The following is a 15536-nucleotide window of genomic DNA, read 5'->3' on the forward strand; positions in this document are numbered from 1 at the left end:
TACAACGCAAAAATGCTATACTAAAAAAGTTTGAATCACTCTCTTGCAGAAGTGAACATAAGAGTAAAAATAATCTGTTGGTTTCGTATTATATTGATATTATACTCTTATTAAATTTAAGCCTGAAACGCCTCTCTAGATTTTTTGGTATTTATATTTTTGACACCATAACCAGCAATCCTTTATGAAAGAACACAACAACGTCAACGTGTTCGGATATGACACAATTACGTCCACCAAAAAGATACCGCTTAGAATTTGGCTTAAACAGCTATTCTAAGCGGTTTTTCTTATATTTATGCGCTGTATTTATATGGAGTAAAAGGACATTAAAACCATATAAACACAGCATTGATTACACAGAAACTACACAGTAAAATGATAAATCTTAATTTGTTTGAGTACTAGCAGTTTGATTACCATTAGGTTCAAATCCAGTCTCTTGTACCCAAAGGAACTCGTACATGACTTTTTCTTTTCTCTGTGCTAGACTGAAGTAAGATAATTTATATAATGGGAGTTAGACAAAATGATGATATACCGAGAACTATACTTAGATGAAATTAACCCAGAACTGTTTTCTAATTTCCAAAGAAGGCAGAATGTCACCAAATGCTTTAGAAAAGTAGATGGTGAGTGGCTTATAAAGGATATTGCTTTTGTTGACGATTGGGCGGAACAGGAATATGAAGAATTGAATGAGTATTTGAAAAATACAATTACAACAAATGGGTTGGTGGTAGGTGCATTTGTAGATGGAAAATTAAAAGGATTTGCTTCTATTGAAGCAACGCTATTTGGAAAGCATAATCAATATATGGATTTATCCAACATTCATGTTTCTCAGGATTTGCGAGGAAAAGGTATTGGAAAAGAATTGTTTCAAAGAGCGAAAGCTTATGCAAAAAAACACGGTGCACAAAAGCTATACATATCAGCACATTCTGCTATTGAAAGTCAGGCGTTTTATCGTGCAATGGGATGTGTGGAAGCAGAAGAATATAGCAAGGAGCATGTAGAAAAAGAGCCTTGCGATTGTCAGCTTGAATGTAGATTATAAGCATAAAGTGGCAATCCTAGCTCTAAAATCAAATGGTATGCGAATTTAACATAGCTTGCATAAATCCGATAATATAAGAAACTCTTTACTATAGGATATTTTTTGTGGTATAATTACCGCACAGCCAAGGATTATCGGCGCTTGGTGGAGCAAACTAGATTGAGATTACCCAAAAATGGTGCAAGAAAGGGGAAAATACTTTTGAATAAGATTAATTATTTTGAAATAGTAGCAATCCGGGAGGGTTGCGAAAAATAAATAACGCATTCCTCCCAAAAGGAAGATAACTTACTTTTTGGAGGATATATTCAATGAACCGTGAGAACAAACGGAAGCAATATGAAAAAGGCTATTACAAAACACATGCATGTAACGACGTTTTTACCTGTAAAGTCTGCGGACGGCAGGTTTTTCCTGCAGGGGCAGGGAGTGATCATCGTAACCACTGCCCCAACTGCCTTTCAAGTTTGCATGTAGATATTAACCCTGGAGATCGCGAATCTGATTGCGGCGGAATTATGGAGCCTGTAGCTGTTTGGGTGCGTAAAGGCGGCGAATGGGCGGTTATTCACCGTTGCCGCCGATGTGGAATTCTTTCTTCTAACCGTGTTGCGGCAGACGATAACCCGATGAAGCTTATGAGCATTGCTATGAAGCCGCTGTGTGAACCGCCCTTTCCGTTGGAACGTATAGAGGAAATGGTAGGCTTAATGGGCGGAGACGGCAGTATGCAAAAATAGCAATGATGAACACCTTGCCTCAATTGCGTAAGATAAACAACATGGGCATCTCCGCAAAAGGAGAAATTCTCTTTCCATGACAAGTTCGAATCCTCGGCTTTTCAAATTGTGATAACAAAAAATATAGGTTCAGTAAGCCCTTACACTTCTTATGGAGTGTGAGGGCTTTTGTCATTATCTACTAAAAATTCTGAATAGATATTGAAAATAAAATACACTAAAACCGTTAACTGCACAACCATTCTAAGTGGTTTTCTAACAATATGCGATTACTTTTTTAGAGCATAAAACAGCAGCGAATACACAGAAATTACACAGCTAAAAGTTGAATAAGAACAGTACAAATGATAGGCAAATGTCGCAGAGTAAAAATAAGAAAGATTATATATTAACCGTGATTTTAGGGCTAAAGTATGATAAAATGGATAAAGTTGTTTTATTATGCTTTAATTAGGAAATTGAGGAAAAAAAGACAAAACAGCAACGGCTATAGCTTTATAAAATGATATAGATGTTGTAACAGAAGGTGATTTTGCTATGAAAAGTTATTATATCGGGGCGGATTTAGGCGGTACAAATATAAAGTCTGCATTATTTACAAGCACTTTTGAAAAATTAGGTGAAAACCGAACTGCAACAAATGCAGATAAAGGCTCAGATATTGTGTTGCAAAGGATGCTCGATAATGTAAAGGAGCTATTATCATCCGCAAACATTCCAAAGGACGATGTTGCAGCAATAGCAATAGGCGTGCCAGGCTTATTGGATATTGACCGCGGAATATCAAAATTTTCGCCTAATTTTATAAATTGGGAGAATGTTTTTGTATCGGCGTGGTTTGAAAAACAACTGCAAATCCCCACCTTTATTGATAACGACGTTAGGGTAAATCTGTACGGAGAATGGTATTTTGGGGCAGGCAAAGGAAAGAGAAATGTTGTGCTGCTAACGTTAGGAACGGGTTTGGGTTCCGGCATAGTTATGGATGGGCATGTTTTATATGGATGTACTGGAAGTGCGGGAGAAATAGGACATATGAATATGTACCGTTCAGGTCGCCCATGTCGTTGTGGAAGTTCGGGATGTTTGGGCAGATATGTATCTGCAATAGGTATGCTGCGTACGCTAAAAGATAAGTTAAACCACGGCGAAAACAGTATTTTGTTTGAGTGGGTAGATGGAGATTACGATAAGATTACTGCGAAAATGGTATCGGATGCTTTTGATAAAGGAGATAAGGTTGCTATTGATACTTTAACAGAAACAGGCGAAATTTTAGGTTTTGGCCTTGTAAATGTAATTAACCTATATAATCCCGAAATAATTATAGTTGGCGGAGGAATGGCGGCTGCGGGTGGAAGGTTATTAAAGCGTACAAGAGAAATTGTAAAAAAACATGCTCTGCAAATTTCGCAAGAAAATTGTTCTATTGTAACATCGGCATTAGGAGATACTTCAGGCATGCTGGGCGCAGCTTTTTATGCAAGCCAAAGGCTAAAAAAGCTTAGCAGAATTGATGAAACAAATTTACTACAAGTCAACGCCCAAAACATAGTAGAAAAGGGCGCGAAAACACATAATTAATCTGAACCCATAAAAGTACAAAGCAAATTTATGATGAGATTAAAAAGAGCAGCTGCTAAAAAGCAGCTGCTCTTTTTTTATACTTATTCAGTATCTTAATAAAATTAACAGGTGTACGAAACAATCATCTAATATCAACGGTTGTTCAGTTCGGCATAATTTAAAATATTTCGGCAAAGAAATACAATCAACAAAGACCAAAGTGCATTCCATACAAAAGTGGCAACCAGAGGGATGATGAGACCCGAATTTCCCAATGCTGCATTTAAAACAAACCCAATTATAACACCGGGAATACAAATAATAAATAAAACAAAGAAATACAGCAACATGATGATTACTTTATTAATTATTGAACCGAATATGCGTTCGATTAAAATGTTGCCTGTGAGCAACAACAGCCCAAAGCCGATGCGCATTAAAATACATGCTATAATTTCAACAGGAGTAAGGCTTAAAATAATACCTACAGGAATAAATAATAATACCGCTTCCACTACAATTTTGCATACTCCCTCTAGGCATAAATACAGCAGTTTTATAAACGGGGGTTCGGGGGTAAGGTATACATAGGGCAACAACAGTTCACGTACCCAGCGTCCGGTAGCAATTCCGAAGATTTGCATATATGTGCTGAACAACAGCACGGGTAACAACCCATCTTCTTTCATAAAATAAGAAAAACCAATCACAACGCCGGCAAGGATAAGGCTTGTTTTATCAATCATTAAGAAGCGAGAACGGCGGTTTTCGAGCATATGTTTATAGAAAAAAGCGCTAGCGCCAAAGCCTTTGCCAATGCCTTGCTTGCCAACCTTTACGTTTTTGGGTGTCATACCTTCTAAGTTGCCTTCTTTTTTTGCGGTAATGGCAGAAAAAGATACCTCGGTAGCCTGTAAAACGTCTTCATAAAAATCTCCGCGCGCTTTGGCTATGGCAAAAATCAGAGCAAGCCCAAACAACAGTGTTGCAGACAGACCGAGCGCTGTTGTCATCCAGTTGCCTGTAAGGCAGCCTGTTACAGCAGCTTTCAGCCAGCCTGCTACGGGCAGAAGTGCGGCAATAGGGGTATTGGCTGCACCTGTTACAGCACCTAAAATATTATCTTTATTTTGAAATGCAGGTAAAATCAAATAAAGGGCAAATAACCCGTAAACAGCATAGAAACATCCGCGTACAAGGTTTTGCTTGAGCTCGTTATGGCTGGTAAAAACGTAAACGGACATTGCTGTAAGCTGCGAAGTAAACATACAGAAACAATACCCTAAAAGAATCAACAGCAGTGTACCAAACGAAATGCCATAGCTCTGATGAAGCCATGAGAACTGGAACAGCAGAAAAAAGCCAACATAAAGTGAGGTACTCATCTGTTTAACAAGCCCGTACAGCAAAACACGTCGCGATGAAATGGGTGCAGGAAAAACAAAGTGTACATCTGCCATAGAAAAAAAGCTTGCACCAGAACTAAGCCCCTGCATTGCCCCTAAACCAAACACAGACATATATAACGCAAGAATTATTGCATACAGTTCTGCAACAGGGCGGTAGGTTTCGCCTGCTTCAGGCGGGAATATTAATGAAGTTACAACTACAAACCCTAGCATAACTACCACAAACAGCGTTAGTATCAGTTTGGAGGGGTGCCTTTTTAAATCGATAATTCTGTTTTTAAGTGTTGTGAGCGTTAGGTAGATGAGACTCTTCATTGTGCGTCATCCTTCCGCTCGGTAATTTCAAAGAACAAATCTTCCAGCGATTTTTCGTTTTCATCGTCAGAATGGTTGTGCTTGGTCGCTGCGAAAGAACCGTTCATCATAATGTGTGCAACATCCCAGTAATCTTCTACGCTGTCGATCATATGTGTGCTGATAAGCACCGAGCATCCCTCGTTTTTTAGCTCGCTAAACAGCAATTTTAATTGTTTGATGGCATGTGGGTCGAGGCCGACCATAGGTTCATCAAATATGAGCACACGGGGTTTGTGCAGTACGGCACAGCAAATGCTAACCTTTTGCTGCATACCCTTCGAGAGTTCTTTACCCAGCTTGTCCTTTTTATCGTCCAGCTCAAAACGCTTTAAAAGAAGTTCGGCGTCTTGCTCCCAATTCTCAAGGCGGTAAGCACGTGCAATAAACTCCATGTGTTCGCCTACCGTTAACATATCGTATACGGCGGGCATTTCAGGAATATAGCCCAGATTCTTCTTTGCTTCAAGCGATTTATTGGGGGAACCGCAAATCGTGATTTCACCATCGAAACGCAGCAGCCCTGCTATACATTTAATGATAGTGGATTTGCCTGCACCGTTCGGTCCCATCAGTACGGCTATTTCACTATCATTTACACGAAAATGCACATCATTGTTGGCAATTACTTTACCGTAACGTTTTGTTACATGATTTACTTCAAACATTGTAATCCTCATTCCTATATATGAACAAATTAAGATATATTAATATATTAACGCAATTGCTGTACAAATGATACAATATAAAAAAAGATTTACAAACATTTTATACAATTGTAAATTAATGTAAAATTAAAATCGGCTGCCTTATGACAACCGATTTTTAAAGTCTTCATATCCAAATGTGCGTACAATCTCAACCTGCCCGCTGCTGTTTATTTTTGCAATGGACGGTAAATTCATGCCGTTAAAAGTATTGTTTTTTACCATAGAATAGTGTGCCATATCACAAAAGATGAGCTTATCGCCTATTTTCAAGGGAGTATGAAACGAATAATCGCCTATAATATCACCTGCAAGGCAAGTGGGCCCGCCCAAACGGTAGGTATATGCTTTTTCGCCTGCCAAACCAGAGTGAATGATATTGGGGCGGTACGGCATTTCCAAAACGTCGGGCATATGGCATGCAGCAGAGGTATCCATAATGGCAATTTGGATGCCGTTGTCCACAAGATCCAATACAGTGGATACCAAAAAGCCGGTGTTTAAGGCAACCGCTTCGCCGGGTTCGAGGTATACCTCTACATCATATTTTTGTTTTATTCGGTTGATGCAGGCAACCAAAGTTTCAATGTCGTAATCTTGGCGTGTAATGTGGTGCCCTCCGCCAAAGTTTACCCAATCCATTTGGTAAAGATACTCACCAAAATTCTTTTCAACGGCATTCAGTGTGGTTACCAGAGCATCCGAATTTTGCTCGCACAAGGTGTGAAAATGCAGCCCTTTGATTCCGTCCAGTAAATCGGGGCGAAAGTTTTTGAGGGTTACGCCCAAGCGCGACCCGCTGGAGCAAGGGTCATAAATGCCGTGTTCTTGCGTGGAGCATTCGGGGTTGATGCGTATACCGCAGCTTTTGCCGTTCGCAAGTGCTTTGGCTTTAAACTTTGCCCACTGGTGAAAAGAGTTGAATAGGATGTGGTCGCAGATTTGCAAGATTTCATCAAATTCACTTTCGGTGTAAGCGGGGGAAAAGATATGGTTTTCTTTGCCCATTTTTTCATACCCAAGTTTAGCTTCTAAAAGTCCGCTCGCAGTAGCCCCGCTGAGATATTTACCGATCAGCGGGTAAAGCGAAAACATCGAAAAGGCTTTTTGTGCAAGCAGAATACGGCATCCCGTTCTGTCCATCACACTTTTTAAAACCTCTAAATTTTTTATCAGCAGCCTTTCATCCACCACATAATAAGGGGTTTGCACCGCATCAATATCAAACTGTAACATCATGCTTAATCCACCAGTTCAGGCTCAAAGCTTTCTTGCCAAGGCAGCCCCCATTGGTTTAGTGCATCCATAAACGGGTCTGGGTCGAACTCTTCAATATTGTAAACGCCCGGTTTGTTCCAGGTTTTATTCATCAGCAGCATAGCGCCAATCATAGCAGGTACGCCTGTGGTGTAAGAGATAGCCTGCGACTCTACCTCGCGGTAACACTCCTGATGGTCGCACACATTATAGATATAGTAAGTTCTTGGCTTGCCGTCCTTGATCCCTTGGAAGATGCAGCCGATGTTGGTTTTGCCTTTGGTTCTGGGGCCGAGGGTGGCAGGGTCGGGCAGAACAGCCTTGAGGAACTGCAGAGGTACGATTTGTTTGCCCTCGTATTCAATGGGTTCAATGGAGGTCATGCCAACATTTTCGAGGCATTTTAGATGGGTGAGGTAGCTTTGCCCAAAAGTCATAAAGAAACGAATTCTTTTGATGCCATTAATATTAAGTGCCAGCGATTCCAATTCCTCGTGGTGCAGTAGATACATATCTTTTTCGCCTATTTGGGGGAAGTTGTATACGCGTTTTATTTCCATCGGCTCGGTTTCAACCCATTTGCCATTTTCCCAGTAGCTGCCGTTTGCAGTAACCTCGCGGATGTTAATTTCAGGGTTAAAGTTGGTTGCAAAGGGGTAGCCGTGGTCGCCTGCATTTGCGTCTAAAATATCGATGTAGTGGATTTCATCAAAATAATGTTTTTGTGCGTAGGCGGAGAATACACCGGTTACGCCCGGGTCAAATCCGCTGCCCAAAAGCGCTGTGATACCTGCTTTTTCAAAGCGCTCGCGGTATGCCCACTGCCACTTGTACTCAAACTTTGCAGTGTCCAAAGGCTCGTAGTTTGCGGTATCTACATAATTGGTTTTGGTCGCCAGGCAAGCGTCCATAATGGTCAAATCCTGATAGGGCAGTGCCAGATTGATTACCACATCGGGTTTAAAATTTTCAATCAAAGCAACCAGTTCGTTAACGTTATCTGCATTTACCTGTGCGGTGCTGATTTTTGTCTTTCCTCCGTCAAGCTTTGCCTTTAATGCATCGCACTTTGCTTTGGTACGGCTTGCAATGCAAATCTCCTCAAAAACTTCGCTGTTTTGGCAGCATTTATGAATGGTAACGCTGGCTACTCCTCCGCAGCCGATAATTAGAGCTTTTCCCATATCAATAATCCTCCTTCGTTTTATTTTAAATTGTTGTCAATGGATAAGATGAGTTCTCTTAAAACCTTGTTGGCAACGGCTGTTGATACACCGCTTTGGTCGTAAACAGGCGAAAGCTCATTGATATCGCACCCTACGATTTGCAGTTTGCTGATGGTTTGTATCGCATCAATCAGCTGCATAAAGCTTACACCGCCTGCTTCGGGCGTGCCCGTTCCGGGGAAGATGGAAGGGTCTAAAACGTCTAAATCCAGTGTGAAGTACACAGGTTTTCCCTCCAGTTGTTTAACAACATCGTGAAGCCCGTTAAAATTAAATTTTTGCATACATACATGGTCTTTTGCCCATAAGAACTCGCTTTTTTCTCCCGAACGGATACCGAACTGAAATATCTTGTTATCGCCAACCAAATCCCAAACTCTGTGCAGTACCGTTGCGTGCGAAAGGGTTGCACCCAAATAATCCTCACGCAAATCGGCGTGTGCATCAAAGTGCAGGATATGTAAGTTGGGGTATTTTTGAAATACCGCCCTTACTGCCCCAAGAGTTACTAAATGTTCGCCGCCAATCATAACAGGCAGCTTGTTGTCATCTAAAATCTGTTTTGCAAAGGTTTCAATCTCTTTTAAAGCTTTTTGTGTATCACCAAAGCAAAGCTCCAAATCTCCGCCGTCAAAAACAGCAGTATCTTCTAAATCCAAATCCTGATAGGGGCTGTAAGTTTCAAGCCCAAAAGATTCGGAACGCATTACTTTACTGGCAAAACGTGTGCCGGGGCGAAAAGAGGTGGTAGAATCGAACGGTGCACCGAAAAGCACCAGTTTCGATTCATCATATTCCTTATCGCAACCGATAAATGTTTCTACATTTCTATTCAACATCGCGCAGCAACTCCTCTACATAATTGGGTAGTGCAAACGAACCTAAATGCAGGCGAGTATTGTAATATTTTGTTTTCAGCCCAAGCATGTTCCATTTGATTTCGTTTAAATCTTTAAGCGGATGATATTTTTTAGATGCAAAACCGAACAGCCAGTGCCCGGATGGGTAAGTAGGTATGTGCGCCTGGTAAACCCTGCTGATAGGGAACGACTCGACAATTCGTTTATGCGCCCTTTGCATAGCAATAGCATCCTCATCGTAAAACGGGCTTTCATGCTGGTTTACCATAATGCCGTCTTCTTTCAGTGCCTTAAAACAGTTGCCGTAAAACTCTTTGGTAAACAGCCCTTCGCCGGGACCGAACGGGTCGGTAGAATCTACAATGATGAGGTCGTACTCGTTTTCGTAACTGCGGATGTATTTAAGCCCGTCTTGATAATAGATATGCACCCGTTCATCACCAAAGCAGCACGATGTTTGCGGCAGATATTTTTTGCAAACCTCTACCACAAGCTCATCAATCTCTACCAAATCAATGTGCTCTATTTGCTGGTACTGAACCAATTCACGAATAACTCCGCCGTCTCCTGCACCAATTACCAAAACTTTTTTTGCACAAGGGTGAACCGCCATGGGCACATGTACAATCATTTCGTGGTATATAAATTCATCTTTTTCGGTCAGCATCATATAACCGTCTAAAGTTAAAAAACGTCCGAATTCTTTGGAGTCGAAAACATCAATGCGCTGAAAATCGCTTTGTCCCGAAAATAGCTGCTTGTCTACCTTGATGGAAAATTTAACATTTTGGGTATGTCTTTCCGAATACCATAGCTGCATACAATCACTCCTTGCTTATTACATTGATATGGTTTACCTCCATATCCTCGGTGCCGGTTAAAAAACAGCCTTTTTCTTTTGCGTATAAAATGTATTCCACTATTTCACTGGTAATCTGTTCGCCGGGTGCTAAGATGGGAATTCCCGGCGGGTAACACATCACCGATTCGCTGCAAACCTGCCCCACACTTTGGCTAAGCGGGACAGACTTTTTCGGCGCGTAAAAAGCCTCCTGCGGTGCCACTGCAACCAAGGGGTTGATGTACTCGTGCCGCAGCATACCGCCCTTGTCGCGTTTATAGCGCCGCCTTATTTCCGATAAAGCGCTGACCAAACGCTCTAAATCCTGTTGACGGTCACCAACGGAGATGTACGCAAGAATATTTCCAATATCGCCGAATTCAATTTGGATATCATACTCATCCCTTAAAATATCGTACACCTCAATACCTGCAAGCCCAACATCAAAGGTGTTGATAGAAAGTTTTGTGGTATCAAAATCAAACACCGTGTCGCCGTTAATCAGCTCTTTGCTGTATGCGTAAAAATCACCGATTTTATTGATTTCGTCGCGCGCGTACTGCGACATCTGCACTACCTTTGCAAAAATCTCTTCGCCCTCCAGTGCAAGCTTTTTGCGTGAGATATCGAGGCTGGAGAGCAACAGGTAAGAGCCACTGGTGGTTTGCGTCAGGTTGATAATTTGCCGTACATAACTGGCATTGCTATTTTTGCCGGTAAGTAAAAAAGAACTTTGGGTGAGCGAGCCGCCCGACTTATGCATGCTCACCGATGACATATCTGCACCTGCTGCCATAGCAGACAACGGCAGATTTTTACCAAAGTAAAAATGTGTACCGTGTGCCTCGTCCACCAAAACCTGCATGTTGTGCCGATGTGCCAACTCTGTAATTGCCTTTAAATTGGAGCAGATACCGTAGTAGGTGGGGTTGTTGATAAAAACTGCTTTGGCATCGGGGTTTTGTAAAATGGCTTTTTCCACTTCGGATAAACGCATGCCAAGCGATATGCCCAAACGATGATTGACTTCGGGGTTTACGTAAACAGGGATTGCACCGCATAAAATCAGGGCATTGATGGCACTGCGATGTACATTGCGCGGCAAAATTACTTTGTCGCCGCGTTTGCAAACAGACATAATCATAGTTTGTACAGCAGAGGTTGTACCATTCACCATGAAAAACGCATTTGCTGCACCGAACGCCTCTGCCGCAAGCTGCTCTGCCTCGTAAATAACAGATACGGGATGGCAAAGATTATCCAGCGGCTTCATCGCGTTTACATCCAACGACATACAGCGTTCGCCTAAAAAATCGGTGAGTTCTTTGTTGCCTTTGCCTCTTTTATGCCCCGGTACATCGAACGGAACAACACGCATTTTTTTAAATTCAATCAGAGCTTCCATAATGGGGGCACGATGCTGAGATTGTTTTTCTGTCAATTTGTTTTCCTCCTTGTTTCAGGCGCATAGTGCATACTAATTTGAAAAAATCAATAAACATTGCTTCCGCTGAATATTTCAATCATCTCTTGCCGCAGGTTGTTGTTAATTTGCAGCCTGGTTTTTGGCGGCAGCTCATAAACATCGGTATTAAACAGGTAGTTCTGCAAATCTACATCCTTAATCAGCATTTTGGTATGGAACAGATTGGATTGGTATACATTGATATCAATTGCGTCGTAGCGCTGTAAAGTAGCATTATCGATATAGTCCTGTATCGATGCTATTTTGTGGTCCATAAACAGCTTTTTCCCGTCTATATCGCGGGTAAAGCCTCTTACACGGTAATCCATGGTGATAATGTCAGAATCAAAGCTGCCAATCAAATAATCAAGGGTTTTTAGCGGTGTGATTTCACCGCAGGTTGCCACGTCAATATCAACGCGGAAGGTGGCAATGCTGGTGCCGGGGTGAAATTCGGGATAAGTATGCACGGTAACATGGCTTTTGTCTAAGTGGGCAACCACCGTCTCGGGTTCGATACAAGAGGGAATCATACTTTCTTCGGCGATTAAAAAAGTAACACTGGCACCCTGAGGCTCATAATCCTGTTTAGAAACATTCAGTACATGGGCACCAATCATTTCGGTTACACAATATAAAATATTGGTCAAACGCTCTGAATTATACTGTTCATCGATATATGCGATGTAATCCCGCTGTTCGCGTTCGCTTTTAGCATAGCAAATGTCATAGATATTAAAACTAAGCGACTTTGTAAGATTGTTAAAACCGTAAAGCTTTAATTTATTATCCATTGCAAAACAGCCTCTTTCTTTTTCAAAATAATAGTAAAAAAACTCAAGTGAAATAGAGGTATTACTACCACAAATCACTTGAGTTCGTTTTCTACTAATCTGTTTTATTTATTACTGATTAAAAAATCATTTTATTTATTCAATTAGATAGAGATTAGAGTCTATATAGCAAGAATACTTTTACTACTCTTATTGACCGTTTCACAAGTGGGGTGTGTAGAAATACACATGGTTATAAGTAACCAACTTATAAAATTTGAGCTTTTAACTCAATCAATAAGGCAACTAAGTTGCCGATCGGCATTTGACCCGGCTGTCCGTATGGCCTTAATTTCTTTATGCATCTGCTGCACAAAGGAAATGGTCAAAAAATTTGCTTAGTCTAAGAAAAGTATAAACTGAAAGACTCCATTTATCCAATGAAACCGTTTTGAATTTTATACTAAAAATTAATAATTGTCAATAGGTTTTTTAATGCAACTTAAAATTGTAAAATTTTTCTACAATTTTAAATTGTGTCCAACCTTTTTCTAAACTATTTCGGATATTTGACGATATATAATACAAAAGGTCTCATTTTGAAATTGTTGCTCGATACAAGGATTATTCGGTTAGCATCACAGCAGATTTTGCAGATAACAAATTTTATCTATAGCTGATACAGACTTTTTAATAAAGGATGGTGAAACAGATGGATGAGAAACAAAATGCTATGAGCAATACTGCCAATTGGCAACAGGCAAGCGAGAACACAGATGTATCGGATGAAATGGATGGAAGATATCTAACCTTTTGGTCAGAAAATCAACTGTTTGGTATACCAATAGCAGAAGTAATACAAATTGTGGGTATACAAAAAATTACTCCCGTTCCGCAGTTCCCTGCATATGCAAAGGGGATTATTAATTTGCGCGGAAATATTATTCCCGTTATTGATATTCGGCTGCGGTTTCATAAACCCGAACAAGAGTATAACGAACGTACTTGTATTGTTATAACCGCTATTCAAAACAAGTATGCAGGTTTTATTGTGGATGCCGTGGATTCAGTTATTAAAATAGGGGAAGAAAATATATCACCTCCGCCAGATATTTCGTCGGATTTAATAAATGGCTATTTAATGGGAGTTGCAAAGGCAGAAAATAAAGTAATACTGCTTTTAAACAACGGTAAAGTAATATACCAAGACACAGGTAAAACTTTATCAAAAATATGATGGGAGAGTGTAAAATGTTAAAAAACTTGAAAATAGGCAAGCGGCTGATGCTTGTTTTTATTACCATGGCAATTGTATCAAGCATGGCAGGTTTGGTAGGGATGGTATTGCTGAACAGAATGGATTCAGAATATAAAAATACCCTTACATTCAATGGATTTTCTCAAGGCGATATTGGCGCATTTAATACATATTTGAACCGGGGCGGCGGGGTTGTCCGTGATATTATCTTTTCAAAAGAAAATGCCGAACTTGACAAAAGCATTAAAGAACTTGATTCAATCAAAGCAAAAACAGCAGAATTGCTGGAGATTATGAGACAGTTCTGCACAACGCCAGATGAGCTTGCTCTGATTGCGAAAATAGATAAAAGCCTGCCTCTGTACAATGAAAAGTGCGGAAAAGTAGTACAGCTCGGGCTTGTAAATAAAGATGACGAAGCACTGAAGGCGCTGAAAACAGAGGCTTTACCGTATTTAAACGATTGTGTGGATGCAGCAGACACGCTGCGTGAATTAAAAGCAAGTTCGGGCGATAAGGTTGCGGCAGATTTGTCTCGACAATCCAAAGCTGCATTAGTAATCATTGTAGCAGTGATTGGAGCATCGTTTTTACTCTCGATTGTACTTGCGCTTTATTTATCCCGTTCCATCTCAAAACCCATTAAGGCTTGTGCAGACAGGCTTGTACTGCTTTCAGAGGGCGACTTCCATACTGTTGTAGCGGAGGCTAAAACCAAAGACGAAACCGGTGTTATGCTTAATTCGCTGCAAAAATTTGTTACCAGTCTCAACGATGCCATTGCGGATGTATCGTACCATTTGGGCGAGATTGCACAGGGCAACTTAACTACCAAGGTTACAAGAGAGTATAAAGGCGATTTGATTCCGCTGGAAAATTCCATCAACGAAATTGTTGTTTCGCTCAACGATGCAATGAGCCAGATTAATCAGGCATCCGACCAAGTGGCAAGCGGCTCAGAACAGGTGTCTGGCGGCGCTCAAGCATTGTCGCAGGGTGCTACCGAGCAGGCAAGTTCTATTGAGGAGCTTTCTGCAACCATCAATGAAATTTCGGCTCAAATCAAGCAAAATGCCGGTAATGCAGCAAATGCAAATAAGATTTCAACAGAGTCATCCAAAGAGGTTGAGAGCGGCAATGAGCAAATGCAGCAGATGATCAAGGCGATGCAGGAGATTACCGATACATCCAATCAAATCAGTAAGATTATCAAAACAATTGACGATATTGCATTTCAAACCAATATTCTTGCGCTGAATGCGGCTGTTGAGGCAGCCAGAGCCGGTGCTGCGGGCAAAGGCTTTGCTGTTGTAGCAGACGAGGTTCGTAACCTTGCAGGAAAAAGTGCTGAAGCTGCTAAAAACACCACAACTCTTATAGAAAGTTCTATCCAAGCGGTTGAAAACGGCAGAAAAATTGCCGATCGCACAGCAAAATCGTTGAATAGTATTGTAGTAAGCACAAAGCAAACAACAGATTTGGTTAGCGAGATTACGAAAGCTACCAACGAACAATCTGTTGCGGTTAACCAAGTAACACAAGGCATCGAGCAGATTTCGAATGTTGTACAAACAAACTCTGCTACGGCAGAAGAAAGTGCAGCGGCAAGTGAAGAACTCAGCGGACAGGCTCAGATGTTAAAACAGCTGGTGGGTAAATTTAAACTGCAAGATGTTGCAGAAGATGACACCGATGAAGAATCTGAGTTGCCTTCGGATGATTTCGATACAGATTTTGGTCTTGATACAAATGCCAATTTGATACTAAGCAAATATTAAAATACAACATGAACAGCCAAATTCGAACAACACGAGTTTGGCTGTTTTATTTTGTGTATCATAACTGTAAACTTGACAAACCCTTTGGCATATATTAATATTAAAAGAATCTCTTTGCACTGCATACAAATCTACAGTACAAACTGAGCAGGCGATGAACCGATAAGGTTCGTGGGGCTGGGCCGGCAACGGCAGCAGATTGAATTTGATTTCACATCTGTGGGACAGTGATATGTTCCATG

The 15536-nt window shown here is 40.9% G+C and carries 13 protein-coding genes and 1 riboswitch; of the genes, 5 read left to right on the forward strand and 8 right to left on the reverse strand.

Features of this window, described 5'->3' with window-relative positions:
- Positions 1-529 precede the first annotated feature (529 nt).
- The 3 genes from EDD70_RS03590 to EDD70_RS03600 all read left to right on the forward strand — a co-directional run bounded on the left by EDD70_RS03590 (position 530) and on the right by EDD70_RS03600 (position 3384).
- The gene (locus EDD70_RS03590) at positions 530-1060 is read left to right on the forward strand and encodes a GNAT family N-acetyltransferase (protein WP_092752933.1); all 531 of its coding nucleotides are present in this window, start codon (positions 530-532) and stop codon (positions 1058-1060) included.
- A gap of 311 nt (positions 1061-1371) precedes the next feature.
- Positions 1372-1800: an RNHCP domain-containing protein gene (locus EDD70_RS03595; RefSeq protein ID WP_092752931.1), complete on the forward strand. Its 429-nt coding sequence runs from the start codon at positions 1372-1374 to the stop codon at positions 1798-1800.
- Between the two features lie 537 nt (positions 1801-2337).
- On the forward strand, positions 2338-3384 hold the full coding sequence (locus tag EDD70_RS03600) for an ROK family protein (RefSeq protein ID WP_092752929.1): 1047 nt from the start codon (positions 2338-2340) through the stop codon (positions 3382-3384).
- Positions 3385-3518: 134 nt separating this feature from the next.
- Here EDD70_RS03600 and EDD70_RS03605 read toward each other — a convergent pair whose 3' ends face one another.
- From EDD70_RS03605 to speD, 8 genes are all read right to left on the reverse strand, one after another.
- Positions 3519-5090: a putative ABC exporter domain-containing protein gene (locus EDD70_RS03605; RefSeq protein ID WP_092752927.1), complete on the reverse strand. Its 1572-nt coding sequence runs from the start codon at positions 5088-5090 to the stop codon at positions 3519-3521.
- Positions 5087-5797 carry an ABC transporter ATP-binding protein gene (locus tag EDD70_RS03610; protein WP_092752925.1) on the reverse strand — a complete coding sequence of 237 codons (711 nt, stop codon included), beginning with the start codon at positions 5795-5797 and terminating at the stop codon, positions 5087-5089. The genes EDD70_RS03605 and EDD70_RS03610 overlap by 4 nt, the downstream gene beginning before the upstream one ends.
- 141 nt (positions 5798-5938) lie before the next feature.
- Positions 5939-7075: a carboxynorspermidine decarboxylase gene (nspC, locus tag EDD70_RS03615; RefSeq protein WP_205408588.1), complete on the reverse strand. Its 1137-nt coding sequence runs from the start codon at positions 7073-7075 to the stop codon at positions 5939-5941.
- Between the two features lie 2 nt (positions 7076-7077).
- Positions 7078-8277, reverse strand: coding sequence for a saccharopine dehydrogenase family protein (locus EDD70_RS03620; protein ID WP_092752923.1), 1200 nt, complete (start codon positions 8275-8277; stop codon positions 7078-7080).
- Between the two features lie 20 nt (positions 8278-8297).
- Positions 8298-9158 (reverse strand): agmatinase, encoded by an 861-nt coding sequence (gene speB / locus EDD70_RS03625; RefSeq protein WP_162840826.1) that lies wholly within the window; start codon positions 9156-9158, stop codon positions 8298-8300.
- Positions 9148-9999, reverse strand: coding sequence for a polyamine aminopropyltransferase (gene speE / locus EDD70_RS03630; RefSeq protein WP_092752919.1), 852 nt, complete (start codon positions 9997-9999; stop codon positions 9148-9150). Before speE ends, speB begins: the two co-directional genes overlap by 11 nt.
- A 4-nt stretch (positions 10000-10003) precedes the next feature.
- Positions 10004-11425, reverse strand: a complete 1422-nt coding sequence (locus EDD70_RS03635) for an aminotransferase class I/II-fold pyridoxal phosphate-dependent enzyme (RefSeq protein WP_092754579.1) — start codon at positions 11423-11425, stop codon at positions 10004-10006.
- 86 nt (positions 11426-11511) lie between these two features.
- Complete coding sequence (speD, locus tag EDD70_RS03640) at positions 11512-12279, reverse strand: adenosylmethionine decarboxylase (RefSeq protein WP_092752917.1); 768 nt, start codon at positions 12277-12279, stop codon at positions 11512-11514.
- A gap of 691 nt (positions 12280-12970) precedes the next feature.
- Here speD and EDD70_RS03645 point away from each other — a divergent pair.
- Positions 12971-13495 carry a chemotaxis protein CheW gene (locus tag EDD70_RS03645; protein ID WP_242943093.1) on the forward strand — a complete coding sequence of 175 codons (525 nt, stop codon included), beginning with the start codon at positions 12971-12973 and terminating at the stop codon, positions 13493-13495.
- A 14-nt stretch (positions 13496-13509) separates the two neighbouring features.
- Positions 13510-15294, forward strand: coding sequence for a methyl-accepting chemotaxis protein (locus EDD70_RS03650; RefSeq protein WP_162840825.1), 1785 nt, complete (start codon positions 13510-13512; stop codon positions 15292-15294).
- A gap of 133 nt (positions 15295-15427) precedes the next feature.
- Positions 15428-15524: riboswitch (NiCo riboswitch) on the forward strand.
- The last annotated feature ends 12 nt before the right edge of the window (positions 15525-15536 follow it).

Origin of the sequence: Hydrogenoanaerobacterium saccharovorans, assembly GCF_003814745.1 — a bacterium.
In the GTDB taxonomy this organism is placed as follows: Bacteria; Bacillota; Clostridia; order Oscillospirales; family Ruminococcaceae; genus Hydrogenoanaerobacterium; species Hydrogenoanaerobacterium saccharovorans.